Consider the following 24,947-nt stretch of genomic DNA (forward strand, 5'->3'; position numbering starts at 1 on the left):
TTTCTAGCCACCTAAGTAACCCATAGGGTTCTCAACAATGTATCGTTCACTGTCACTCAAATTACGTGGGCTTTCTTCTTCTGAAGTGTCACTGGTACTATTTTGTGCATACCATGTGACATCATTTAAAATTTTACTCAAAGGAATACGCTTCATAGTCCCATATTCGTCAACACTTAGATACACTTGTGAGCCATCAGAATACCATTTACTTGGATAGGCATATTTACCAGTATGATATGAAATAGCTTTCTCAAGGGCAACATTAGTGTTACCATTTGTATCATTTACAATTTGTTTGTAATCAGTAGCAGGTATAAAGATACCATGCACGGCTACATATTGTTGCTTCACGGCTTCCATCGCCTGTGCACGGGCTTGTTCATTGCTACTTCCACTAGCCCTGAATATTAAAGACAACTGGTCTACCTTTTCCACCATGTCAATCGGCATGCTATCTCTATTGAAACTATAAGGTGTACCTGCGTCATAATATGCGTCATACACTGTGAAGTCAGGAACGCTTGTGTAACGTAACTCATTAGAAAGTGCTGTACGTTCTTCAGTATTAGCTAGTCGTTTTCGTGTTTCTGCATACCTCAACATTCCTTCGTCAGCACCAAATACATCTGAAAGAGTCTTCAATGCACTAATTTCAGAAGCAAATTCTTTACCTACGGCTTGCTCGATGTAACTCCCGTTAGACCCTGCAAGTTTAAGTGCTTGGTCTGTAGCAGGGGTTCGTTCCCCTCTCACTAAGTCAATAGATAAGTGTTGCTTAAAGTAAGCCTGCATACCTTTAGAGAACAGTGGGTGTCTTGCGATTTTAGCAATGTTAGCGTCATCACCCGCACTAACCAGTTGGTCTATACGTGCCTGCATGGCTTGTGCAAGGTCATCTACTGTAAGACCCATTGCTTCAAGGTCTTTTTCAGTTTGAGGTATACCTGTTACTTCTTCCCTTAAGTATCTATCAAGAATTAAGTTAGCCGTATTCAAACGTTGCTCTTGGTTGCCCATGAGTTTAGTTTCTTTAGCCTTACGTTTTCGTTCAGCTTCCTCTTTACTTTCAAGGTACTTAACCCGTGGATCAATCATATGAGCAACACGTCTTGCCTTCTCTTTGTCTTCAGGGTTATCTGAATTAATCAACTTTTCATACCATTGTTTAAGACCTACAGAAGTTGTTTGACCTTCTACTTCCTTTTGGTCTGACAATGCTTGCTGATTTTGCATACGTTGAGACTGTGCGGTAGTCATATCAGCGTATGCTTTAGGGTTCAATGTTTCCTTAATTGGTCTTCCTCGATAGTCTGTAAACTCACCTAAGAAGTCAACAATGCGTTGGTCGCCAGTATGTTCAATAGCTTTCTCCATGATAGCCTTAACTAACTTAAATTCAGTCTCAGGGTTCTTACCTTGAGTAATGTTTACTTCTTTCATAAGTTCCATTAGCATAGGCTGTAGTTCTTCATTTGTGATGTCTTTACGATATTGAAGACCACGGAATAAATCATCAGCTTTAGACAAAAGGCTAGTATATCTATCCTGCTGATACTGTGCTTCTTTATTGTCAAGATAACTTTGGGCTACATTTACAACATCTTGAGGTTGATTCTTCAAGTAGCCATTATAGAACGCATACTGGTTATTAATGGTACTTGGGTTTTCCTGTTGCCATTCCTCAAACTTTCCTTGCATGTAGTCATGGTATCTTTGGTTTTCTTCTTCTAATGTTCCTGCCAGTGGTTGATTCTGTGACCATATTTGATACTCTTGATTCCATCTTGTGTTCAAGTGTTCCCCTCGTAACTGGTCTAAGACACCAATGGCATACCTATTGTCAATCAATTTGTACTCACCAGTATTCGCTAAAATTTCAGCATTGGTGAGCCTTCGTTTTTGTTCATCGGATAACTTGTGAAAGAATTGAGGGGCAACGGCTTGTGCCACCTCATAGTCCCTCTTTTCTTTCTCTAAGTCATTGTTGCCTAGTGAAACACCTAGTGCTTCCAGTGCTTGACCTATTTTTGCCCCACTGTCGTTTCTTTCAGCGGTCACGTTCCAGTTCTGCTGAACACCTAGTAAGCGTTTCTCATAGACAACTTTTTGGTTAGGCATATACTGTTGTGCTGTGCCTACTGCTTGTGCTACTTTACTTGGCATACTTTATTATCTCCTTACTACTCTTACTGGTGGATATGGGTCATCACCAATGGTAACACCACTACGCTTCACTACTCGAATTGGTGCATAATCACCCATAGGTTCACCATAAGACACAACTGAATTAGAATACTTATTAGTACCAAAATGAGACTGCCTATAGGCTTCTACACTCTTATGTTGCATGTACGCATTGAAACCTGTATTAGCAAGCCTAAAGAATAACTCACCTTTACTTGGAAGTCTGGGTGGGTGTAGACCTGCGGTGTAACTTTTGGTATATTCCAACTGCTGTTCCTTATTGAGGTCAACCTCATTACTCTTGCGTCTGTAGTTGTCTTTCTCGGCTAATGCACTTCTAAGGGCTTCTGCATGAGTGGCTCTACTAAGTAACCGCCCTGTGTTACTATCCCCCATTTCTTCAGACACTGCATTGTCTACACTTCCTGTAAGACCACTTGCATTGATGTTGAGTTTCTCAAGGTTGCTTAATGCACTTTCAAAGGCGTCCCTACGTTCTTCTTCATAGTTTTGGAATGCAAAGTTCATTGTACGAATAGCATTGGTAGCCTGTTCAGCCATTTGTCTACCTACTGCTTTTGCTTCCTCACGTTCTGCTTTCCACGAATTATAAGACCCTAATAAGGATAACCCTAGCGATAACCAACTCATCTATTCACTTCCTTTCTTAAACTTGTCTTGAGCGGTATGTGACATTACCACGCCATGTATACCCTACAAAACTACTCGGTAACGGGCTGTCATTACTAATAGATATTCTTGTATCAGTATTTTTACCATGAAGTGGTACTCGGAAAGCCCCTGTAATAATAGGGTGTACTCCTAATTTATTTTGGGCGTGTCCTAAAATACGACTTGTAAACTTGTAGTTACGTTTAGGCTTACCTGTAGTCGATACATTTACAGTAAACTCCCCACTGTCAGCATATTGTAATTCCATATCTTGTAATACAAGCCTGTAATTTTGTAAATACTCTGTGCCAGTTTGTTCTACTCTTTTTAGATACAATGTTGATAACTCTATGTTCATCGTATAGGCAACGCCAACGATAGCTTTTTTACCTGTCAAGTTTTCTGTATTGGTACACTCTATAACACCATCTTCGTTACTTTCAAAGACACGTCCATCAGTCAAGACCATATAATACTTCTTGTCTTTGGTGTCTTTAAAATGATATTTAGCGTCCCATCTGTAAGTAGATAAGTAATCATTGTAAGTACCCGCTAGTGTTACTTCTGTCTTTCTATCAATTAGACATCGATATGGTTCAGAAGAAAAGTCTTTTGTATTGAAGTTGATTAAGAGTTTTTCAAGGAATACCTTACCATTACGTTTAATAACAAGATATAAGGTACTTCCTATAAAATCTGCACCAATGACTTCCCCACTAAAGACCCATTTAGACCAACTAGCTTGAAGCTTTTGTTCCTGTACGTACAAATACTTGTACACATAGATAGTGTTAGTAGCTCCTGTGGATAGTGCCATTAGTAAGTTCTCATTTTCACACGCAATAAGACTATACACATTATTAGGGATATAGTTAGGAATATGTGAGGTAATGTTGTTACTGTCCTTACCATTGTTACCATCATATACTGCATAGTATTCTCGTACTGTCGTATGATTAGAACGCTTTGATGTGTAGTAAAGGTTTCGTCCAACACCAATAGGTTTAATATTAGGGTCACTTTGGAACTCTGTTACTTGCTTTAATTGAGCGTTCTTTGGTGACAATGCACTATCAGCTGTTAGAATAAACTGTGTGTTTCTTGAAAATAAATATAGGTCTTGGTTAAAAGGTACTGCACTGTATAACTCTGTGATTTGATTATGAGATACATTCATGTCTATTGGGTCTGTATCAACAATGGTTGTTGCACTGTCTACCCAGTAGTTCCAATAGTCACCACTCTTAGACAAAATAACTGATTCTCCTGACACAACACCTAATCTATTACGATAGCTAAAGATATCGCTAATAGTACGCCCTACGAATGATGGTGTGGGGTTGCTATCTTCATCGCCTGATTCACGTTGTGACCATTGAATGGTTTGAAACTTAAAGCTACCATCAGCTTGTCTTACAAGTTTATGTGGCATGGTACTAGCATTGAACGCCACTGTTATATTAGGTGCAGGACATTCTTCCCAAAGTAAGGTACTTGCGTTGTACTTTAAGTAATAATCATCATCACTACTTGATTCCCCATAGACTTTTACTATGTAACCATTGATATGATTCCGTGGCAAGTCAGAAAACTTTTGTACGTTTTGCTTAAAGGCACTAATGGCTTGACTATTAAAGCCGTCACGAACACGAATGTTTTTACCATTCATTTTCCTAACAACAAACCAACTCTCACCACCATAGTATGTGACCTCATATCCTTTAGCTCTAATTTGGTCTACCAGTTTTTGGGCAATGTTATTTGTACCAATTTCTGTAGTGTGTTCAGGTTTATCACCATTAGGTGTCGTAAAGGTTGCTACAAGTGTGTCCGCAATGATGACCTCATACTTACGCCCATACTGCCCACTTTTGACATATACTGTAGCCCCATCATTGATACCAGTAGGACTTTTCCTTCCTGTGTCCATTTGTGTCTTAATTGCCTTATTTACAATAAACGTGTGGTCGGCTATGGTAATAACTCTAATGTCATTCAATGGGTTATTTGTTTTGAGATAGTTAGCACTCTCAACAGTTACCTTTTTGGCTACACCTGCTACGTCCCATACTTTAACTGTTGTTCCGTCAAAGGCTAGAATGTATTTCTCCCTGTCGTCACGGTCAATTACATGTATTTTTGGTCTTTTAGATGTGTCTAAAGATAGTTCCGCTACATGTACTGTAGGCGGTCTTTTCTGAAGACCATCAGCTTCTGTCGAGAACCCATTGACTTGTTCTTGTAGCTGTTCCATATGACGTAAGATAGCAGGCTGTTGCGATACCCCTGAAATTATATTCTTAACTACTTGTGCTACTCTCATGTCATCAACTCCGTTTCATCATGGAAGACACATCAGTATTATTAGCCATACTTGGCTGTTCAATTTCAAGTTCATAATTAAAGACACCCATACGTGCATTTTGTTCTTCCATATGTAACTGTTGTGTCATTGCTTCGTCACCTAAATAACGACTAGCGAACACCCTTGCACTTCTTGCTGTAATGTAATCACGGAATGCTTCAGGGAGTTCTTCAAACTCTACTAAGACAACTGCACTAACTTCAATAGCATTGGTAAATTTGTCTGTATTGTTTGTGATGTCATAAACGATACCCCCACGGTTTCGCAAGATACTACCATCGGTTGTTTTAACTCTTAGCAATGTGCTATCCCATGCGATTTCATGAGTAAACGTATCAGGACTTAATAAGTAGCTTTCAATGGTATTAAATGTGTATCCATCAAGCTGTACTTGGCGATTTACACTTGTTAAAATTCTATAAGCATTTTCAACATCTACATTCCCACTGTCTTCAATGGTATCAACAGGGGCTTCACCAATAGCTGATAGTATCTCATTGATAGCGTCCAGTGGTGTCAGTGGTGTTAGTATCATTCGCTACTCCTTTCTGATAAAAAAAAATAGGGACTACCTAAGTAGCCCCTGTGAGAATTAACTAAGCACTTGCTTTGATGGTACAAATACCACTAGCTTCAGGGCGTAAGCCACCGTGACCCATTGCGTATTTTGCAATGATTTGGTCTGCTTGGTATTCAGGTCGGCGTGCCTGTTCCAATGCAAGGTCTTTAAGTTTAACTGTACCTAATGCTGTACGATGACAAGCAAGATATGCTACCTCATTCTTTAAAGCTGTAGGGAAGTCATGACCTTGAGGGGAAGTACCTACCATACCTGTTTTGTCTGCCCCACCAATAGTTAAGTGAGGAACTTCAACAATAGTAAAGCCACAAAGTTTAGTAAGTTCACCATCAACGATAGTTGCTACTGCACCATAGTCACGGTCAATAGCTGTCTTGTTAGCAATAATAGAAGCCACTGCTTCAGGTTTCATGTAGACAAAACGGTCAGTCGTTGGTACATAGTTGTTAGACAACTTAGCTTTCATTTCAAGTAAAGACTGAACGATTGCCCCACCATATTCTTCGTTGATGTCAACTTTGGCAACAGTCTTAGCAATTTTAATTGGTTTACCTGCGCCAGTGAAGTTCTCGTTTGTTTCCTGAGTTAACTTAGCAAGTTCTGCAAGCATAGCCCCATCAGCACTTAATGCTAATGCTTCACCTAATTGTGTTGCGTATTCAGAACGTACATCAAAATGGTTCATTGCTTCGAATAAATCAGAAATAAGTACATCAGCTGTTAACAAACCGTCAATGTTGATAACACGTTCGTTGTGTTCCATTGCTTCACGTTGGTCGTCCAAAGAGTTACCAACTTTTAAGTATTTAGCTTTTGTACGCCCCATAACTGGGAAAGAAGCGGACTTACCGCTAGAGATAGTTTTAACCATGTGGTTGTTAACTACTTTAGATGTACGAGTAAATGCTGTTAAGACTTCACCACTGAAGACCTTGAGTAGCATTTCTAACTCATTACCTACATTTTTAACTTGACCTTGTTTTGTAATACCTTGAATTTCTGCCATGTTCTTTTAAATCTCCTTTGATTATAAATTAGAAAAATCAGTCATTTTGACTTTTGCTTCAACTTCAGCACGATACACTTTGTCATTTTTGTAACGTGGGTCACTAATGGCGTTAACCATTTCATGCTGTGTCTTAAACCCTTGCGTGTTACCTTGAGGTACTACACCATTACCCATGATGGTCGGTTTAGTAGACCCATAAGCATTTCCCATTTGTGCTTTGATACCGTTGATATGAGCCTTGATAATTGCTAGATTTCCTGTCTGTAAGACACTATTGAAGACATCGGTTGCTTCCTTACCTTGCGCCTTTACGAACTCCTGAAGATTTGCAAAGTCCTGTTCAGTGCCTGCATAAGACACAACTGCATTTGCAAATTTCTCTGCTCGTAACTCAAGGTTGTCAAGGTAAGCACTAATGGCTGTCCGTGGATAACCCGCCTTTTCAAGTTTCTTTAGGGTGTCTTCTGATAAATCCCCGTTTTCGGTGAACTCTTTGTCTAACTCCTCAAAACTAATTCCTTTCGTGTTTAGTTCCTCTTTAAGTTGACTTTCAAGTTCTACCTGTTTATCCATTTCAACTTGCACTGGGTCAGCTTCAGGTGTTTCCTGCTCTTGTTCCTCAGTGTTCTGCTGTTGTTGCTGTTGTTCGGTTTCTTGTACCTGCTGTTGGTCTTCCACTTTTGGGGTCGCTTCGGTGTCAGCTGTGACCTCAATAGTTTCAGCGGTAGAAGATGTATTAATTTCAATTTCTGCCATCTATTAAATCTCCTCTCCTGTCATTGGTGGCTGTTCTTCCTGCATACCCTGCTGTACTGCTTGCATTCCTAACTGTTGTTGCATTGCTTGTTCTTGTTCCATCATGAGTTCTTCTTGTGTCTTAACTAGACCAGTAGTTTCAATACCTAGGCTTGTAGCAATACTTGTCACAAGATTACCTGTGTTAACAAATTGCATAGCGTCAGGTATCTGTGCCAATGTACCCATAAGTGTCATGTATTTGTTGTAATCATGACCTCGTCCTAAGGCTTCCATACCAGTAGTAATAGTAGGATCAACAACACCATCAGGTAATTGTGCAATTTCCCCTTGGCTCATTAATACGGTCATTACACGTTTAATCAGTGGTAACTGTAGTTCTTGCGATAAGATACTGTAGATACCACCTAGTGTGTCTTCAAGTTCAGTCGCAACTGTTCTGATTTCTTCAGCCGTAACTCGTTCTGCATTTCGCTGTACAACACTGGATAATAGAAAAGAAAAAGATAGCCGTTGTTCCAGTCGGTCTTGCAACTGTACGGCTATCTGTAAATCAGGGAATTTATTTAGTTGTAATGCTTGGACATCATCGGCGCGTCCTGAAACAAAGTCACCACTCTTAGCGTCTTGTAACTTTTTAGGTCTTGTAAGACCATTAGGGTTTACCATGAATATTACTTTTGACGCTACCATTGATACAAAGTTCAATGATTTAGACAAGTTTTCTAAACTCTGTAAGTCACCATAGTATTCTTCTACGAAAGACCTACCATAACTCTCACCGTCTTGCTTTGTCATTCGCAATGGAATATAAGGTGATTTGTCTAGTGGATAGTTCTGTTCACTTCCTGCTACGATTTGTTCGTTGATTTCCTGAAAAGAAACCCATTGGTCGCCATCACGTTGTATCTTCGTGTAGACCTCAATGTTATCTTCAGGTTTGTTTTCAGCGACTAATCCTTGCACTTCTTCAGGGAGTGCCATTTTAGCCACCTTGTCAACTGTAACCATCTGCAATACGTTTCCCATAGGGTCACGTCTGATTACATATTGTCTCATTGTGTACATTCTTGCTCCACCTTCGGCAGGCGGTAAGAATAACAAACAGTTTCCTGATACCAGTAACTGAAGAAGACACTCATTAATAGTGATACGGATTTGGTTGTCTTCAATGAAACGGTTTACCCGTTCCTCAATCCTCATGAGTGCTTGGTCTATTTCTGCAAGTTTTTCCTCATCAACACCTAATGCTTGTAATTCAGTTGGTGAAATACCTAGTCTGAAAAATCGTTCATTCGGTGGGAATAATGCAAGGTTTAACTTACTGGATAAATTATTGATACCTCTAGCACCCACTGATTGATACGGCTGTTCATACTTTGTCTGTTCGTTATCGTTTTCTTTTGGGAACAATGCAGGAATTGTTAGTTTTGCATTGCTCTCTGCCCGCTGTGTGTATGGGTCACGACTGGTCTTTAGCTTAGTGTACGTCTGTTTAGCGTCTGGAATAAGCTGTAAAGTTTCTGCCATAGGCTACCACCTACATGTTCAGCGGGTTTCCGCCACTACCACCAGTTGCATTCGTACGGTCAATCATTAGTGACTTACGACTGGTCTTCTTCTTTTTCTTTGTAGTACCTAGTTCAGGTGCTTCAGGGGCAACTGCTTCAGTCTGTGGGACTAACTGTGTTGCCGTCACGGTAGGCTGTGGAATTTGTACTGGATTACTTTCAGCTTTCTGACTACCGCCTAATCCTAAAATACCACCTACTACCCGTGTGATAGGTTTAAAGATTTTTCGTATACCTCGTCCTATTCCGCCCATTAATAACTCCTTTCGTCAATACATGTGTGTAAATAATTAATAATTTCATCTCGTATCATAATGCACGCAAGTTTACCTTCAGCATTGAGGTCTTCACGTTTCAATATGTACTCATTGTTAAATGCTTTTAAGAGGTGTTCAGGTAGTTCTTCTGCTACTCGTGGATACTCACTCATCGTCTTCACCTCTCATTACTTTCAAAAAGCTACTTGATTTATGATGATAGCCCCCACTTTTCATGTATCCATTCTCTATTAACTTTTGGTTAGCAGAAATTATGTTACCACCAACAATAAGTTTTGCTCCCCATGCATTAGCAATACGTTCAAGTTCCCGCATGGCTTCTCGTTGTATACCTGCATATTCAGGATTAAGACACAAAACAGTTTCTTCTGATACACAAATTGCGTCAGACCACCATTGTTGCCCTATCTGAAACATTAAGACACCCACAAGGCTATCCTTACTGTCATACCATGTGCGGATAATACCAACCTCTTGTGCTTCTGCTAAAGTTTCCATAATAGCTTTCTTTGAGATTAAATGATTGACAATATTATGGGGTTTAGCAAGTCGTATAATTAAGTCTGCCACCTGTTCATATTCAACTTCAGGGTGGCGAAACTTGTGGTCTTTGATTACGGTGTCCACAATTTCACCTCTTTCGTTTTCTTGTTGTAATAGCCCTTACGTAAAATAAAGGCTAGTCGTGCATTCATCAATGCGTCTTCTTCGGTACTCCCATTTTTAATATAGGTTTCTACCACACTATCCCATGTGGCGGACTTATCAAGAATACGCTTAGCACGCACATCACCAATATGAGGGCAACCTTTGTAACCATCTGTAGCGTCCCCTATTAACGTTTGATATAAGTGGTAATAATCTGCGTCTTCTTTAGACACATCAAAAAATTCATTACGCATAAAGTCATATTGCTTACATGGAATACAACGAAAGTCCTTGTCACCACTAATGGCAATATCATCTTTACCCACTGTGATACCCACTACGTCATCGGCTTCAAGTCCCTCGTACATCAATGTAGTGTACTCTTGGGCTATCCACTCACGCATTGGTTTGTAACATAATGGTCTTCGCAATGTATTTCTGTTAGCTTTATACTCTTCTGTTACCATTGTCTTTCGGAAATTTGTAGGGTGGCTTAGACACATCACTATTTCATACTCCCCGTGATGATTGTAGTGTTCCAGTACAACATCTACCAGTTCTTCTACGTGTTCATCAAAGGCTCGTTTAACGTCATCAAAATAGCAATGTAAAGTAAACAACCCGTCTTCCCATTCGATTACCTGTTCGTTTCTATTGCAGGCAACATAAAGCAACATATCTGCGTCAAAGATTAGTTTAGTCAAAACTACAACTCCTCTCTGTACACGCTTTACAGTTCAGTAAGTCCCTGTCAAAAACCAATGGGAAAACTTTAGCAAGTTCTTCTTTGATACCTTTGGCAAGTTCTCTATGTTCCTTTTGAGTTCTATTACATAATCGTTTCGGTAGATACTCATACCATGCTCTAAGATTCCCTGTGATTACCAACTTGTACATCATTGCTTTTGGCGCAAGTAATGCTCTGTCTTCATTATTGATGTCTTCGCCAATATTACAGTTAACATAGTTGTGTACTTGTTCGTTAAGTAGTTCTTGTAGTTTCGGGTTGTCTACCTTTAAACTTTCTTGTAATACTGTTGCACGGCTAGACTGAACAGTCATAGAAAAGTGCCTGTGTCTTGAAAGTTGTAATAGTGTCTGAATACTACAAGTAATCTCAAAAGTCGCATATGCATGCTCTAAGACACTTAAATGTCCTGCTTCAATGCAATGCTTTAAGACCCGTTCCGTTGCTTCTTTTTGGTGACATTCAGAAATGGCTTTACATAATACTTTGTCATACTCTTGTGTATAATTAATTAGTTCTACCACGTTTACTCCTTAATTAAATCTTCAATGTCATCATAAAAGTCTTCTAATTCAGTTGTTAAGTCACCCCACATAGCAACAACTTCTGATGGGTCACATGGGTCAATATCTAATATGTCTTCGACTTCCTCAATCAAGTTATTAAGTTTAGTTAAGACATCATCACCTTTTACAAATGTCACGCCATTTATATTAATTGTAGTCATCATTACTTCGTTCTCCTTTCTTAGTGACATTCAGCCCAGTTCTTTCCAATTTTACCCTCGGTGTCTAACTGCACTCTAAAGTCAAATTCCTGCTGTACATCTCGTACTGCTTCTTGTGCTTCCCTCACTACAATTTCTGCAATTTCTTCTGTCTTACATGCACATTGAAACTCATCGTGTACCCACGCCATCATTGCATAGTCACCATTCCAACCATGCGTAAGCCCAATAGCTTCCAGTCTTTCTTCTGTGCGTGTAATCCATCGTTTACAAATTAGTGCGCCTGCCGACTGTAGCAATAGGTTCAATGCACTGTGCAATGAGCGTACATGTAGTTTTCTACCATCAAGACCAACTAGATACTTACGTTTCCAGTCACGTTTCTTTTTGGCAATACTATAAGGCGCTAATGTGTTCTTGATACTGCTAGACAAATTCTTAATAGCAGGGGTGTTCTTCAGGAATTTCTCTTTGAGTTTCTTACCGTGTTCTGCACTACCACCAACGATTTCACCGATTTTAGCATTACCACCACCATACAGAAATGCATAGATAAATGTCTTAGCTTGATTTCGTGTTTCAAGTCCTGCATTCATTTGATTAGCCGTATGAATATCACCATTTAGAATTTCGTGGGCATACTCCCCTTTATCGTATGGATACAAATAGTGAGCAAGACAACGCAATTCAAGACCACTACAGTCTACGCCTGCTTGTACCCACCCTTGAGGTACTCCAAAGAGTTCCCTACACTCTTTTCCATATTCAGCATTCACGGCAGGTACTTGTGCTACATTTGGTCTGTTGTGCGTGGCTCGTCCTGATACTGCACCATTAGGATTGATACGCCCATGTATCTTTCCATCTTCGCCTACCATTTTTAGCCATGCGTTTTGCCCGTCTACCAACTGACCTAATCGTTTAGACAACATAAAAGACTTACTGTAAAGATTAGCTATGTGTCTTACTTCAGCGCCTGCATTTGGGTCATGGTTGATACCCTTTAGTGTTTCATCATTTAACTTGAGTTTCCTACTTGTTTCATTCCCATCAACGTCATATTCAATCTCATACATGCTGTCTAAAAATTTGTACTTGTAGTAATCTTGCAAGATGTATTGTAACTGTAATCTACTATTAGGGTTAAACTCTTTGTACTTCTGCACTGGTACATCTTTCTTGTATCCTAATCGTTTATTATCACGTTTAGGTATAAATACCTTATCAGGTATCTTTGGCGCATACTCAGTGAGTTCTTGAGTTACTTTTAGGTACTCTTGCTCTAACTCCATTTTGAGTAATAGGGCTTTCTTTAAATCAAAAGGAAACCCATTGTGTTCCATCTTCTGACACAACCATTGTGCCTTATGTTCAATCACACTGGCGTGTTCAGTAAACCCTGTAGACACCAGTTTGTTATATAGTGTTTGAGTTACAACAACGTCTTGTTCGCAATACTCTAACATGTCTTCGTTAAAGTCTACCCATGCTGTTTCGTTGTCTTCAGCGTATGTGCCTTTTAGACACCCTAAACGATAGCCAAAGGCTTTTAGACTGTATCTACCAAAAAGATTACTTGGTAATATCTTACGCCTTACTAATGGGGCGTCATAGTCGTTGATGTTAGAGTAGACCAATCTAGCTAATACTAATGTGTCTACCACTTTATCTCTGTCAAACTTTACGTCATACAGTTTTTCAAGTGCAGGTATATCAAAGGCAATGACATTATGTCCACAAATTAAATCACCGTTACATAAGTGTGAGATAGCCTTTTGTATTTCATTTGGTCTATACATAAAGCGTTCGCCTGTGTTACTATCAATGATTACCATGCAATGTACCTTAGTAATTGTGTCTAGTAAACCGTCTGTTTCAATATCAAAAAATAGCAAGACACATCACCAACTTACACGATACAATAACTGTTCCCCATTGTTTTCTTCAAGGTCAATCATGTAGCCTTGTTCCACAAGAATACCTGTTACTTCCTTGTCTACATCAGCTTCTACTTCGTCTTTATAAAAGTAAACTGGGATAGATGATTCTTTTTCAAGTTCATCAGCAAGGCGGAACGTGATGTTCGCATAGATTTCTGCAAGGCGTGCCTTAATGATTTTGCTTTTCCACACCTTTTCTTTTTCGCTTTGTTGCTCTTTTGCTTCCGTTGCAACGATCACATTAATCGGTAATAGTTCTTCAATATGTTGTTCCATAATGTGTTCTCCTTTGAATAATTATTTTAAGCGTTTTTCAAGGTTGTCAATGTCCTGTTTGTTACGCTTCATTGTGATAAAGTGCCATTCGTTTTGAGTTTTCAAAAGTTCAATCTTCTTCTTAATGGCTTTAATTTGTAATGCTCGTAAACCTTTAATGAGTAAATCAAGCGTATTAACTAGAAAGACTAACATATCTTCACTCCTCTACTAACTTGTTCCATTTGGTTAAGATTTTGTTGAGTAAGACACGCTTAATTGCTAACTCATAGATTTCGTTGCGTTTATCTTACGTACATAGTTCGTCTAATAAATCTTCAGACATGTTGTTTAAATACGTATCAAATTCTTCAAACATTTCTTCAAAAGTTTTCATTTTGCGTGCTCTCCTCATCAAAGTCAGGTACTCTCAATCGGTTAGTACCTTTGTCAAAATATAAATAACCACCTAGACCAGTATCACCTGTACACCTACATTTCAGTATGCGTACTTTTAATCGGTTCTTTTCTTTGGTTTCAGTGGCTTGTTGATTCCGTTCTAATGCAATAATGGTGTCTGATAGTTGTGCCAGTGACTGGCTACCACGTAAATGATTAAGGCTAATTACACCACCTTCTTCGTGATTACTTGTGTCTGTACGTTTAAGGTGACAAATAGCTAATAACCCTACACCAGTTTCTTCTACTAGACTTCTTAAACGGGTCATCAATACGTCAATCATTTTACGTTCGTCTTTAGTATCAATCCCTGATACCGCTATAGACAAATGGTCTAATACCAAAAAGTCGCATTTTTCAGACACCGCCATGTATCGCATTGCTGTCAATATTTTGTTTTCTGCTAGACTACCAAAGTGGTTATATAAGACAAATTTACCTGTGCCTAATGTTTCATCAAAGGCTTTCTTATACTCCTCATCAGTTAGTCCTTTACGTGATATGTGTAGACTTAGCCCTGTGTGTATACTCATGATACCCTTAGCTGTTCGCCTAATGTTTTCTTCTAACATCATCACGCCTACTTTTAAGTTTTTATTCATGGCAAGGTCATAGGTCAATTCTCTTGCCATGGTTGATTTACCAATGCCAGTTCCTGCGGTCAATAATATTATTTCACCTTTGCGTATTCCTTTTGTCATCTCTTAAGCAGGAATGTCCCACGGTAAGCTATAGCCCACTTCTTCTTCAGGTTCATTCTTCAGTTCGTCCCATAGTGTACTACCGTTGATAATGTTTTCAGGGGTATATGATTTTGCATTGTCAATAGCTTCCATGAGTTCTTTACCATGGTTAGCTAATAGATACTCGTTTGGGTCTTTGTGTTGGCTTAGTAACACAACCTTGAGCCTATCAGCTTCCAGTATTCCCTCAATGTCTTTTATTGCTTTTCTCCCTGCTTCGTCATTATCAAAGATAACTACAACTGTATTAAACTGCTGTAGCCACTCGAGATTACTTTCAAATGCCTTCTTTGCACCTTTTGCACCTTTGGGTAGACTTACCACTGGTACTCTGTTCGCATACATCTGTGACACTGTAAGACAATCAATTTCACCTTCTGTAATTATTAATTGGTTTCCGCCATTGAATAGCTGTTGTCCAAAAAAGGTTTCCTTTAATTGACCTAAGACACAAAATGTTTTGTCTGCAAATCTTAATTTCTGCCCTGTGAGTTCACCATACTCGTCATAATAATTGGCAACTTGTACGGGCTTCCCTTTGTAGTTCGATTTATGGTACTGATATTTTCTGCACGTGTGTGCGGTTATACCCCTTTTGGGTAAATCTCCAAAGTTGCTTGAACCTAACAACTCGGAATGCTTCGTATAGGACTTATTTTCTTCACCAATTTTAGCAACACTTGTAAAATCATCATCATTAATAAAAAGTGTAGTACCACACGAAAAACAATGGGTGTGACCGTCAGAATATCTTGACAAAGCGTCACTGCTCCCACAAGACTGACACGGTAAATGTGCTTCTATTAATCGTTGTTCACTTCCCATGCTTCACCTACGCTTCCGCTTATTGCTTCCCATAGGGTCGGGTCATCAAAAGTGCAACCTTTTGCAATATTAATAGCTTCTTCTTCGCTACTTGCTTCTACTATATCTTCATATTGTTGTTCTCTTAGTAAGACAACTTTATAAAATTTGGTCTTCATTGATATACCCCTCATACTCAATAAATTCTGCTTGAGGATATTCTTCACATACCTTTACTACTGCTTCACGTTGTGCAACGGTAACTCTAGTCGAACTCGGTGCGTCAACAAGGATAGTAAAGGCTTCTTCTGTTGTATCAATTTCAGCATTGCCTACTGCATTCTTCTCACGCCCCTCGTGAATTACTCCTTGATAATCAATAAAGGCGTGGTATGGGAAGAATAAGTAGCCTGCCTGTTTAGCTTTGAAAGACACATCATTAAAACCTTGCTCGTCCATATTTTTGTAAAGACACAAGATTTTAGTAGTGGTCTTACGCTCTCTTAACTTACCTCTAATAACTGCCACGCTTCTCCTACTTTCTCCATTCTACTGGTACTTTATCTCCGATGTGATACTTAAAGCCATGCTTCTTACACCAATCGGAATACTTATTTTTCTTACTTTTTGTTAACCACTGGTCTTTCTGAAAGATAAACCGTATGTCAAGTTCAGGGTGTTGTTTCTTTATCCGTAAATGTTTCGTACGGTCTTCAGGCAAGAACAACCCTTTTGCTTCAATTATTACCCCATTGCCTAAAACAAAGTCAGGCGTGTACTTATGAGTAATCGTGTAGGGGTAAGTCACTGATTCATACTCAAAGTTCACGCCATCTTGTAATAAGTTCATCTTAATTTTTGCTTCAAAGTTTGACCTTACTGATTTATCTACTCGTTCCCTGTAGCCACGTTTTCGGTTAAAACTCCATCTCGCCATCTTGTAATTCGTCTTCTTCTACTTTGTCTTTCGTGGCGAACCCATAAGAGTCCGCATTCTTAGATCCATAAGCAACTAAGTCAGTTACACAAATAGCGTTCAAGCGTAAAGACACACCAAAGTTCTTCTTGTTTGTCATGTAAACCCGTGGGGTCACATTGACTTGTACTTTACTACCGTTACCAATATATGTGCCTTTAGGCAACGGTTCGCCATACTCATCAAAGACTGGTACTTCACGTGCGATAATCTCACCTGTTTTCTTGTCTTGATACTCATGTACGCATTTAGCTTTGGCACATTCACGGGTTTCACCGTCACCTACTTTAGTTTCTTTCAGTGGTAAGTTTGGTGTCATCTTAGGGTCAGTCTTCCATGTGTCTTCTTTATTAGCTTCATAAAACTTTTCCATGTAGTCTTGAAAGCGTGCCAACTTTTCGTCATCTTCAAAGTCAACAATAATGGAGTAACCAATAGGTGTTCCATTGTATTCTTCAGGTGTAACTACATGTGCCCAGTAGGCTGTTCCGTTTAAAATAATTGTTTCTTGTTTTGCCATTTTGTTCTCCTTTACTATTATTTACCAGTGCTACCGTTGGTTTCCCCACGGTCAGTTTCTTTAGTATACTCACCTAATACTTTAGTTTTCATTCGGGTATCTTTCACAACTTCGATTTGAAATAGTCGTTCACCCTTACGGAAGTAATGTGCTTTATTTGTGAGGTTTCTCACGATTGCTTTCACTTCATCAGTAAAGTCTTCGTCAATGATTCCTTCTTCATTTGCCAACTGAATTGGATAGTTCATTGCTACACTCGACCGCAAGTGTACTCGTACGGAATACCCTTCAGGAATATCTAATTTGAAACCAAATGGTACAAATTGAGATGTACATTCGTGTTTACCTGCAATGCGTAAGTCGTCAATTAGATAGACATCAAGACAACTTGCTTTGTCTGTTTTGTATTCAGGTGGCTGACCGTTTGGGTCTAACATAAAGACACCCAAAGTAGGTTCAGACACAACTGCTACTTCTTTGGTCTTACTTGCTGTTGTTGCTGTTCTTGCCATGTTCTTTCACCACCTTTACCAATTTATTTCCATAGTTTACTAACTTTTCATAGTCTTTTAGACCTTCTTTGTTTCGATGTAGATACTTTTGGATATTGCCTTTTAGAAACCCAACAACTTCTTCATGGGTCATGTTCGCTTCCATAATATCCCATGGTTCAGCTTTTAGTTTCTTGTAATGGGCGTCATGTAGATTCCCACTTGTCGCTTGTTCAGGTTCTGCTACTTCTTTTTCTTTGAGTTCCTTTACACTAATAAGTGTTTGTTTTACACCAAAGACTTCATTACTTAAGACGTAATATTTATGATTTAGTTCAGCGTATCGCCAATTGAGAATACGTAAAGATTCTTCAGTTTCTTTAGCTTCTTTGTGGGCGTAACATACATAAACCATCAGTAACAAAATAGGTGCTACTAATAGACACCAAAATAAATAATCAAACATCTTCTTGTTCTCCTTTCATTGCTTCAAGTTTCTTCTTGAGTTCTTTAAGTTTTTCAATTTCTTTTTCTGCATGAGATATTTCTATGTCAATATTGGTGAGTGCCATTGCTAACACCATTTGACGACTATTAAGTTTTGCCATTGGTTCGTCTCCTTGCACTCTCTGCATTCTTTTTGAGTTTCCTCTTGTAACTACACTCTGTACTACATGTATTACTTTTGGACACCTTTACAAAAGGCTTACCACACTCTATACAATAAGACACCAGTTGTTCTTTCTTACGCCTTACTCGTTCATTGTTGGCGTCATTGGAGCATTTCTTACTGCAATACATTCGGTTCTTTCGTTCAGCTTCAAATGGTTTACCACAAACGGCACATGTAAGACTGTGATAATGCTTCTTTTTGTAGTGGCTTTTAATTGGTGTCTTTGAGTTTTGAATTGCTGTGTCTATCTCGACTACTTCCGTGGTCTTTAGACACCCTGTCCCCTCGGTAATGTACTTCCAGTCAGGTGACACCCAGTAGCCCCTTGTGTTTTGTATGGGGTACGTTTTGTGTGCTGTTTCGCCACCTACATAGTCCCTTGTGATAAACCTGTAGCCATTCTGTTTGGCTTCATAGTAATTCATAGCGTTATCACCACTGTGTATAAGACAAAGCATATGCTTGCGATAATCTTTAGGTCTTCCATAGTTCTGTTCTCCTTTTGTTTAACACCAGTTACTTCTACTAACTTTGAAAAATATTCATTAAAGACTACCCCCAGTTTTATAAATTACATATGCGAATGCACATAACATCACTGGCACACCGATTAAGACACATAATGTTTCACTGTCCATCATTGCCACCTGCTTTGGTTAACTTACAAGTTGCACAAAACTTGATTTCATTATAGGTTTCAATTAGGTAATTAATGGTATCAATGCGGTCTTGACTGATTACATCACGATACTTTTCTAAGTAATCTTCTAAGACACCAATACGTATTCTTGCTTTATCTTCAATGTCTTTACATGCAATAAGGTCAAGAACTTGCATTTCCCCCCACTTTTCAGTGGCTTCTGCAATGTGTTTCATCTTGACTTGATTCTTTAATGCTGATTCTATCATGCTGTATACCACTCGGGTCGCTTCCATGACATTATCAGGACTACAAAATAGGTCTTCTTGTAGATCAAGGGTTACATCGCCATCTTTTTCATAATCCAAAACTTTAACTTCTACAATTACTTTCTTCATACTTTGGTTCTCCTTTCAAAGTAACAAATAAATAACTAATGGAGTTCTTGTGGTTTACCATAGGTCACGATAACCTGCCCGACGGTTCTTAATGATAAACCACAAGAGAACGATTAATGTTTCTTTAGGATTTCTGTCAAGGATATTTTATGGATTGCAATGTGTGTTCTTTTGGGAAACATTTTGATTCGTTCTTTTCTCCAATTAGTGTGCCAATTAAAATTTATTACATTTGTCTATCAGTGAAAGACATATTTAGACACAAGTATTTCCTCAAGATTAAGTTTTCCCGTCTTAGGGTGTTTAATCTTTGGTAACTCTTTATTCAGTTCTGCTTCTACATACTGTTTAAATGTTTCAAGAGGTTTAAACTCGGTATATAGTTTGTAAAGCTGTTCACGCAAGACCTGCTTTAACACTTTTGTTTCACCTAAACTCGTGCCAAAGCTATCATGAATAGTAGTATAATTCTGTAGACCCGCTTCATTTACTACCATCATTAGATGTGTACTATCCAAACTATGAATAAAGTTAGGAGCAATTCCATTCTTTTGGTGTGTCTTGTTTATTTCCTCATTTTCCTTTGGTTCGTCCCAGTATAAACGTACTCTTTTAGTACCACCTAAACGTGTTTGTATGTATTTCTTTTCAGTATTTAGATAGTTTTGCTGTACTGGTAATCCTAAAGGTGTCCACCAGTTAACTGGAATATCAGATTCATTCATGGCACTAGCAAGTTTTTTCAAAAAGTCCATACCACTGACCGCTGATACAACTACATCTTTTACTACTATTACGATTTTTTTAGCTAGGTAGTTGCTCGCTTTATGTTCAATACCACTAAACTCTTTTTGTTTATGGACAATATCACTGTAGAGTTGCTCCCCAAAGCCATATTGACCGCTACCATAAGCTAAAGTCATTACTGGTCTTTTACAAACCTTGCGGGTAATCCCATAAGACAACCACGCTTGTGCTAGGGTCTTTGTGCCGACTTCTGTATGTTCTATTTCTTCAGGGTCATCTTCTGTCTTTTTAAATTTATTCTTAATGACCTTGCGGGTATCGGCTGTCCCCTCTTTGGCGTCCTTTTCAACTAGCTGTAAGACACCATCAGCCACTTGTTGGTAGATGTCTTCAGGGCGTTCTCCACCTGCTGTTAGGTTGACCGCTTTCCCGCCTACAGTGTCTAAAAGCATAGCACTGTAATGCTGTAGACCGCTACATGTCCCGTCAAACGCAATAGGTATCTTACATACATAGCCCTTAATACTTCCATGGTCTTTTATATAAGCTAGACACTCCGCATACTCATAGCAAAACGCTAAGAATTGTAATGGTTCATCAGCTTGTTGCCACCAGTCACTAACTAGGTAGTCATGGGCGGTAAGTAAAATCTTATCAGTGTTTTCTTCCACCCACTCACATTGAGCCTGATAGCCTATCTTATCATTTCCCCACAAGTTAGACCCTTGTATTTGTAGGGTTTGTAAGTCTTCCTCATGTCCGCACGCTACTGGTTCAGCGTATAGTAGCATTGCTTTCATTAGGTCATCTCCCTGATGATTAAAATAAGGGATTGGATAGATACGCCCTCTAAAATCTATGTTGCATGGGAAGTAAATCTTATCGTACTTTGAAAAGTCTTCAGCGAAATTTACTGTTTTATAAACCCGCATGGCTCTGGAAATGCTAGACCTATTTTCTTCTCTGATTTTCTTTATCAGTTCTTTATGCTTCTTTAGGTCTTCAGGTGTGTACTCCCCTACTAATTCAGGTGGTAATTCTTTCGGTTCAAGGTTAACAATTCCTGCACAGTCGCCCCCTTTTGAAACTAGGTACTTAACAGCGGTTAAGACCTTTTTATTAATACAGTATGCTGTTTCCTGTATCTTGTTGACCGCTCCCATGACTTCGGTTAGGTCGACTTCAGATAATTTTCTTATGTATGCTTTACCTGTTCTTGTTCTTTTAGTCGTATAGTCTAACCTCATAAAATCAACATGCTGACTAGCTACATCGTAATAGCCACCGTCAGAAAGGCTTGTCCACGGTTTAGGTGGTATTATTGTAGGTGTTACAAGGTTAACTCTTGTGCTTATGTTATCGAGATTTTTAGACCATATTTCAACTAGGTACTCACTCGGCATAACAAACATTGACTTTTTATCAGTTGTTACTAGTTCTATAAGACCAGTTGATTGCTGAAAGACATCAATTAGTGCCATTCCTAAACTTTGTATTGCTTCATGTGTAGGCTTAAAAAAATCAAACTTTTCTGTTTCGGTGACTTCCTCTATGTAGTTCCATTTATAGCGGATTAAATTTCTCTTTTCGACTTCTGCAATGATTACTTTTGATTGCTGATAAGTATTCATATTTAGTAAAAATGCGGTTAACTTACACTCATAAAATAGTGCTTGCCCTATTGACCTTGCTACACTAGATACTGATGTATAAGCACCTGTCCCCCTTACAACGCTACTTATTAAACTTTCAAAAGCAAAAGCACATGCGTTCAGGATAACTTCTTCACTTCCCACGGCTTCGACAAGGGCGACTAACAAGCTTTTGTATATCTTCTGCACTCCCCGTTTAGGTGCTAGTTCAGCTTCAAGCCATTCTGTGATAGCTGTTAGCAAGTCATCGGTAATATGCTTTTGTAGTCCTTTACCTGTTTGCGTGCTTGCTCCACGCCCTTTCTGCTGTTCCTTTTGGTGACGGCTAATAAACAACTCCCTTGCGTATTCCTTGTACTGTCTTTCTAGTTTAATTTGATCTTGTAATGTTGCTTCCATAATGTGTTCTCCTTTACTTATAAAAAGTTAAAACTAGGGTCTTACGCCCTTATATGGCTATATATAAAAGCGTTGTAAAAAATCACTACAAATTTATTACTGGTACATTTTGTGTAATTACACATGGTTGCCCAAAAATATTTGTAGGGCTTTTCTTACTTATTATATCGAACATTTGTACGAATTTAATAGATTGTATGTTCGATAAAATAAGCGTATAATTAGAAAAATGCGTACAAAAATAGAGGTAGCTGTTTAGTGCTTCCTTGCCACCTCTATATACGGTTGTTTGTTCGATTAATTGACAAAGTAATCACAATGCAATTCAGACAAAATATTGTTAATGTCTTCTTTTAGATAAGATTTATACAAGGATTACTCCTTGCTGAATCATTAACAATAGCATTAAATACGCTTTCAGCAACTCCATTGAATACAAACACACTTTCCCCACCAGTAATTCTTTTGCGTAATTCAAACTTTTCCATAGTAAACACTCCTTTACTTGCAAATATAGTAATCACGATAACAGTATTGCGTGGTGTCCCACCGTGGGCGGTCGATGGTATAACCTTTACCAAATCGCCCTTCGTATTCGCTTACAACGCCTTCAGATTTACGGGATATATATTCACGTCTTGCACTTGTATGGTGTAGTGTACATGTTTCTTTTATTTCTGCTATAGTTTTCATTTTTGTTCTCCTTTTATTAAATTACTATAAACAAGTTTGATGTCCGCCCCACGATTTTATAAGTGACGTTATCAACCGTAAATACAACTCCATTACTCCCATATACACCAAAAGAGCGATACAAAACTTCTTTTCCTTTTCCTTTTCCTTTTATAATGTTATAAACTTCACTTGACTTTACTGTTGATAAATCAATAGCAGGATAATTTCTAATTTCTCTTTGAGTTACTTTTTCCATTTTGAGTTCTCCTTTGTTTTAACTTTGTTTAAACATAAACCTTAAAATTTTTTGGGACTTCTGTTTGTTGTCCCTTTCTATGGTTAATTATACGCTATTGTTTAAACATTGTCAAGCATTTGTTTAAACTTTTTTATTTTATTTTTAGTTGTAACAATGTGAAAACAATGTTATAATATAAATATAATACATTATAATATAAGGGGGTGACAAAATGAAGACAAAAGAATACTACGATAGCTTACCCGCTGATACAAATCACGGTTTTAGACTACCAAAAGAACTAAAAGATGATTTTAATAGTATCTTTTATCGCCACGGTGACGCAAGCCGTGTAATCCGTGATATGATTACTGATTATGTTATTAATCATAAGCAAAAAGATTAAAATTGTTTAAATTTTGTCTTGACATTGTTTAAACAATAGTGTATAATATAAATATAGAAAGGTGGTAGACACCAAATATATTTATATTAATCGAAAGGGGTATTTTATGGATTATCAAGTAACTAAAAATGGTAAAGTAGTAATGACTGGTGATGACCTCAATACTATTGTTGAGGACTTATTAAGTGGAGATATCTCACTTATTACCTATAGCAATGTCATGGAGTGGCTAGAAGATAAGCCAGTAGATGAGCCAGTTTTACGAAAGATACTAAAAGAAATGGAAAGTAAACAAAGCGAGTATGCATACTGGATAGACAACAAATACTTTATTGTCCCTATTGAGTGGGCTGTAAAAAGTGTAGAAGATTGTTTGAATACTTTTGATAATGGTTATGAGGTGAAATAATATGGACAGACAAGAAGTTTTAGAAATGTTAAAATCAAAGGCACACAAATGTAAGCGTTACCCTTACCCACTTGATTTTCATATGTTTATCGGTATTACTGGCGTGAAACCAGTATGTTTCGAAAGGGTCACTGTTGGTTATCCTGACAGTAACAACCCAGTTCACCTTGAGTACATCGAGAAAAATGGTGCTGATGTGCTATGTGCAATGATGTCCCATAAGGTAATGTACGGTGGCAACTTTGACCCAAAATATATGGCGTCAAGACTACTTGCAGGGCTATTAATCCAGTTTACATATAACATGTTAGATTGGGTACACTGGCAAAGGACAAATGACGAAACAATTACAAACCAATACTGTAAAAAACTGTTAGAAGACATCGGTATTACTCCTACATTATCAGCTGTAGCGGAAGACCTACAGTATGATGATAATGAAATATTTTACATGGACTTGATAGCCACTGAGCGTTGCACTATAGACCCACAATATACAGGTCGTATTGGTGCAAGTATCCCGTTAAGACCAACAAGAGAAAGTAAACTTTGTGAAGCATTATATGCAGACATAGAAAGCGTCATTGAATTTATGGATAACAATGTAAAGTTACTTGATGTTGACATGGAAGAAGTAGAAGGTAAAGCGTGTTACCCTCTTTCAATTTACAAAGACAACACAATATGTTTCAAAATGTCCCCATATGACTGGGCAGAAATGCCATTAGATGTTTATACAAAAAGCAATTATGATTTAGTAGTAGATGATAATAGATTATCTGTTACTGGATTAACTCAGACAAAGTTACATCAGTTTAAATATTTAACTGTCCATAACTTCCAACAATTCCAGTACGATTATGAAAATGAATAGAGGTGATAAAATGTATGAAGTCATCAAAGATAATAAAAACTTATGTGTCCAATACGATTTGGATTACATAGTAGACCACCTATTATGTAATTATGAGGTATCTCTTG

The 24,947-nt window shown here is 38.3% G+C and carries 33 protein-coding genes; 3 read left to right on the plus strand and 30 right to left on the minus strand.

Annotated features, from left to right (window positions below; translation table 11 throughout):
- Positions 1–3: 3 nt before the first annotated feature.
- The 30 genes from NFR27_RS06965 to NFR27_RS07105 all read right to left on the minus strand — a co-directional run bounded on the left by NFR27_RS06965 (position 4) and on the right by NFR27_RS07105 (position 23,169).
- Positions 4–2,166, minus strand: a complete 2,163-nt coding sequence (locus NFR27_RS06965; protein WP_251454835.1) for a hypothetical protein — start codon at positions 2,164–2,166, stop codon at positions 4–6.
- A gap of 6 nt (positions 2,167–2,172) precedes the next feature.
- On the minus strand, positions 2,173–2,838 hold the full coding sequence (locus NFR27_RS06970; protein ID WP_251454838.1) for a virion core protein, T7 gp14 family: 666 nt from the start codon (positions 2,836–2,838) through the stop codon (positions 2,173–2,175).
- Between the two features lie 16 nt (positions 2,839–2,854).
- Positions 2,855–5,182, minus strand: coding sequence for a phage nozzle protein (locus tag NFR27_RS06975; protein ID WP_251454841.1), 2,328 nt, complete (start codon positions 5,180–5,182; stop codon positions 2,855–2,857).
- Between the two features lie 4 nt (positions 5,183–5,186).
- Entirely contained in the window at positions 5,187–5,759 is a 573-nt protein-coding gene (locus NFR27_RS06980) for a hypothetical protein (RefSeq protein ID WP_251454843.1), read from the minus strand.
- A gap of 61 nt (positions 5,760–5,820) precedes the next feature.
- The gene (locus NFR27_RS06985; protein ID WP_251454847.1) at positions 5,821–6,810 is read right to left on the minus strand and encodes a phage capsid protein; all 990 of its coding nucleotides are present in this window, start codon (positions 6,808–6,810) and stop codon (positions 5,821–5,823) included.
- Positions 6,811–6,831: 21 nt separating this feature from the next.
- Positions 6,832–7,569, minus strand: coding sequence for a capsid assembly protein (locus tag NFR27_RS06990; protein ID WP_251454850.1), 738 nt, complete (start codon positions 7,567–7,569; stop codon positions 6,832–6,834).
- Positions 7,570–7,572: 3 nt separating this feature from the next.
- On the minus strand, positions 7,573–9,099 hold the full coding sequence (locus NFR27_RS06995) for a portal protein (RefSeq protein ID WP_251454853.1): 1,527 nt from the start codon (positions 9,097–9,099) through the stop codon (positions 7,573–7,575).
- A gap of 10 nt (positions 9,100–9,109) precedes the next feature.
- A complete protein-coding gene (locus NFR27_RS07000) occupies positions 9,110–9,394 on the minus strand; it encodes a hypothetical protein (RefSeq protein WP_251454856.1) in 285 nt (94 codons plus the stop codon).
- Positions 9,394–9,570 carry a hypothetical protein gene (locus tag NFR27_RS07005; protein ID WP_251454859.1) on the minus strand — a complete coding sequence of 59 codons (177 nt, stop codon included), beginning with the start codon at positions 9,568–9,570 and terminating at the stop codon, positions 9,394–9,396. Before NFR27_RS07005 ends, NFR27_RS07000 begins: the two co-directional genes overlap by 1 nt.
- Positions 9,563–10,045 carry a hypothetical protein gene (locus NFR27_RS07010; protein WP_251454862.1) on the minus strand — a complete coding sequence of 161 codons (483 nt, stop codon included), beginning with the start codon at positions 10,043–10,045 and terminating at the stop codon, positions 9,563–9,565. The genes NFR27_RS07005 and NFR27_RS07010 overlap by 8 nt, the downstream gene beginning before the upstream one ends.
- The gene (locus tag NFR27_RS07015; protein WP_251454864.1) at positions 10,033–10,770 is read right to left on the minus strand and encodes a hypothetical protein; all 738 of its coding nucleotides are present in this window, start codon (positions 10,768–10,770) and stop codon (positions 10,033–10,035) included. Before NFR27_RS07015 ends, NFR27_RS07010 begins: the two co-directional genes overlap by 13 nt.
- A complete protein-coding gene (locus tag NFR27_RS07020) occupies positions 10,763–11,338 on the minus strand; it encodes an FAD-dependent thymidylate synthase (protein WP_251454877.1) in 576 nt (191 codons plus the stop codon). Before NFR27_RS07020 ends, NFR27_RS07015 begins: the two co-directional genes overlap by 8 nt.
- Positions 11,339–11,340: 2 nt before the next feature.
- Positions 11,341–11,544, minus strand: a complete 204-nt coding sequence (locus tag NFR27_RS07025; RefSeq protein WP_251454880.1) for a hypothetical protein — start codon at positions 11,542–11,544, stop codon at positions 11,341–11,343.
- Positions 11,545–11,561: 17 nt separating this feature from the next.
- Complete coding sequence (locus NFR27_RS07030; RefSeq protein WP_277612541.1) at positions 11,562–13,436, minus strand: DNA polymerase; 1,875 nt, start codon at positions 13,434–13,436, stop codon at positions 11,562–11,564.
- A gap of 6 nt (positions 13,437–13,442) precedes the next feature.
- Positions 13,443–13,757 (minus strand): hypothetical protein, encoded by a 315-nt coding sequence (locus NFR27_RS07035; protein ID WP_251454883.1) that lies wholly within the window; start codon positions 13,755–13,757, stop codon positions 13,443–13,445.
- A 21-nt stretch (positions 13,758–13,778) separates the two neighbouring features.
- Positions 13,779–13,952 carry a hypothetical protein gene (locus NFR27_RS07040; protein WP_251454886.1) on the minus strand — a complete coding sequence of 58 codons (174 nt, stop codon included), beginning with the start codon at positions 13,950–13,952 and terminating at the stop codon, positions 13,779–13,781.
- A 167-nt stretch (positions 13,953–14,119) separates the two neighbouring features.
- Complete coding sequence (locus NFR27_RS07045) at positions 14,120–14,896, minus strand: DnaB-like helicase C-terminal domain-containing protein (RefSeq protein WP_251454889.1); 777 nt, start codon at positions 14,894–14,896, stop codon at positions 14,120–14,122.
- A gap of 3 nt (positions 14,897–14,899) precedes the next feature.
- Positions 14,900–15,763, minus strand: a complete 864-nt coding sequence (locus tag NFR27_RS07050) for a toprim domain-containing protein (protein ID WP_251454892.1) — start codon at positions 15,761–15,763, stop codon at positions 14,900–14,902.
- Complete coding sequence (locus tag NFR27_RS07055) at positions 15,742–15,921, minus strand: hypothetical protein (protein WP_251454895.1); 180 nt, start codon at positions 15,919–15,921, stop codon at positions 15,742–15,744. Before NFR27_RS07055 ends, NFR27_RS07050 begins: the two co-directional genes overlap by 22 nt.
- Positions 15,902–16,270 (minus strand): hypothetical protein, encoded by a 369-nt coding sequence (locus tag NFR27_RS07060; RefSeq protein WP_251454898.1) that lies wholly within the window; start codon positions 16,268–16,270, stop codon positions 15,902–15,904. The genes NFR27_RS07055 and NFR27_RS07060 overlap by 20 nt, the downstream gene beginning before the upstream one ends.
- Positions 16,271–16,277: 7 nt before the next feature.
- On the minus strand, positions 16,278–16,679 hold the full coding sequence (locus NFR27_RS07065; RefSeq protein WP_277612542.1) for a PDDEXK family nuclease: 402 nt from the start codon (positions 16,677–16,679) through the stop codon (positions 16,278–16,280).
- Positions 16,660–17,238, minus strand: coding sequence for an ssDNA-binding protein (locus NFR27_RS07070; RefSeq protein ID WP_251454903.1), 579 nt, complete (start codon positions 17,236–17,238; stop codon positions 16,660–16,662). The genes NFR27_RS07065 and NFR27_RS07070 overlap by 20 nt, the downstream gene beginning before the upstream one ends.
- A gap of 17 nt (positions 17,239–17,255) precedes the next feature.
- The gene (locus NFR27_RS07075; RefSeq protein WP_251454905.1) at positions 17,256–17,750 is read right to left on the minus strand and encodes a dUTP diphosphatase; all 495 of its coding nucleotides are present in this window, start codon (positions 17,748–17,750) and stop codon (positions 17,256–17,258) included.
- Positions 17,722–18,195: a DUF3310 domain-containing protein gene (locus NFR27_RS07080; RefSeq protein WP_251454907.1), complete on the minus strand. Its 474-nt coding sequence runs from the start codon at positions 18,193–18,195 to the stop codon at positions 17,722–17,724. Before NFR27_RS07080 ends, NFR27_RS07075 begins: the two co-directional genes overlap by 29 nt.
- The gene (locus NFR27_RS07085; RefSeq protein WP_251454909.1) at positions 18,188–18,337 is read right to left on the minus strand and encodes a hypothetical protein; all 150 of its coding nucleotides are present in this window, start codon (positions 18,335–18,337) and stop codon (positions 18,188–18,190) included. The genes NFR27_RS07080 and NFR27_RS07085 overlap by 8 nt, the downstream gene beginning before the upstream one ends.
- Before the next feature lie 692 nt (positions 18,338–19,029).
- A complete protein-coding gene (locus NFR27_RS07090) occupies positions 19,030–19,440 on the minus strand; it encodes a hypothetical protein (protein ID WP_251454911.1) in 411 nt (136 codons plus the stop codon).
- A gap of 239 nt (positions 19,441–19,679) precedes the next feature.
- Positions 19,680–22,238 carry a DNA-directed RNA polymerase gene (locus tag NFR27_RS07095; protein ID WP_251454913.1) on the minus strand — a complete coding sequence of 853 codons (2,559 nt, stop codon included), beginning with the start codon at positions 22,236–22,238 and terminating at the stop codon, positions 19,680–19,682.
- A gap of 353 nt (positions 22,239–22,591) precedes the next feature.
- Positions 22,592–22,726 (minus strand): hypothetical protein, encoded by a 135-nt coding sequence (locus NFR27_RS10100; RefSeq protein ID WP_277612544.1) that lies wholly within the window; start codon positions 22,724–22,726, stop codon positions 22,592–22,594.
- Positions 22,727–22,739: 13 nt separating this feature from the next.
- Positions 22,740–22,931, minus strand: coding sequence for a hypothetical protein (locus NFR27_RS07100; protein ID WP_251454915.1), 192 nt, complete (start codon positions 22,929–22,931; stop codon positions 22,740–22,742).
- A gap of 16 nt (positions 22,932–22,947) precedes the next feature.
- Positions 22,948–23,169 (minus strand): hypothetical protein, encoded by a 222-nt coding sequence (locus NFR27_RS07105; protein ID WP_251454917.1) that lies wholly within the window; start codon positions 23,167–23,169, stop codon positions 22,948–22,950.
- Between the two features lie 214 nt (positions 23,170–23,383).
- On the opposite strand from NFR27_RS07105, the gene NFR27_RS07110 reads away from it, so the two are divergent.
- From NFR27_RS07110 to NFR27_RS07120, 3 genes are all read left to right on the plus strand, one after another.
- Complete coding sequence (locus NFR27_RS07110) at positions 23,384–23,557, plus strand: ribbon-helix-helix domain-containing protein (RefSeq protein ID WP_251454919.1); 174 nt, start codon at positions 23,384–23,386, stop codon at positions 23,555–23,557.
- Between the two features lie 106 nt (positions 23,558–23,663).
- On the plus strand, positions 23,664–23,966 hold the full coding sequence (locus NFR27_RS07115; protein WP_251454922.1) for a hypothetical protein: 303 nt from the start codon (positions 23,664–23,666) through the stop codon (positions 23,964–23,966).
- Position 23,967: 1 nt separating this feature from the next.
- Complete coding sequence (locus tag NFR27_RS07120; protein WP_251454925.1) at positions 23,968–24,840, plus strand: hypothetical protein; 873 nt, start codon at positions 23,968–23,970, stop codon at positions 24,838–24,840.
- The last annotated feature ends 107 nt before the right edge of the window (positions 24,841–24,947 follow it).

The sequence above is a fragment of the Veillonella intestinalis genome (assembly GCF_943192895.1).
GTDB classification, from domain to species: Bacteria; Bacillota; Negativicutes; order Veillonellales; family Veillonellaceae; genus Veillonella_A; species Veillonella_A intestinalis.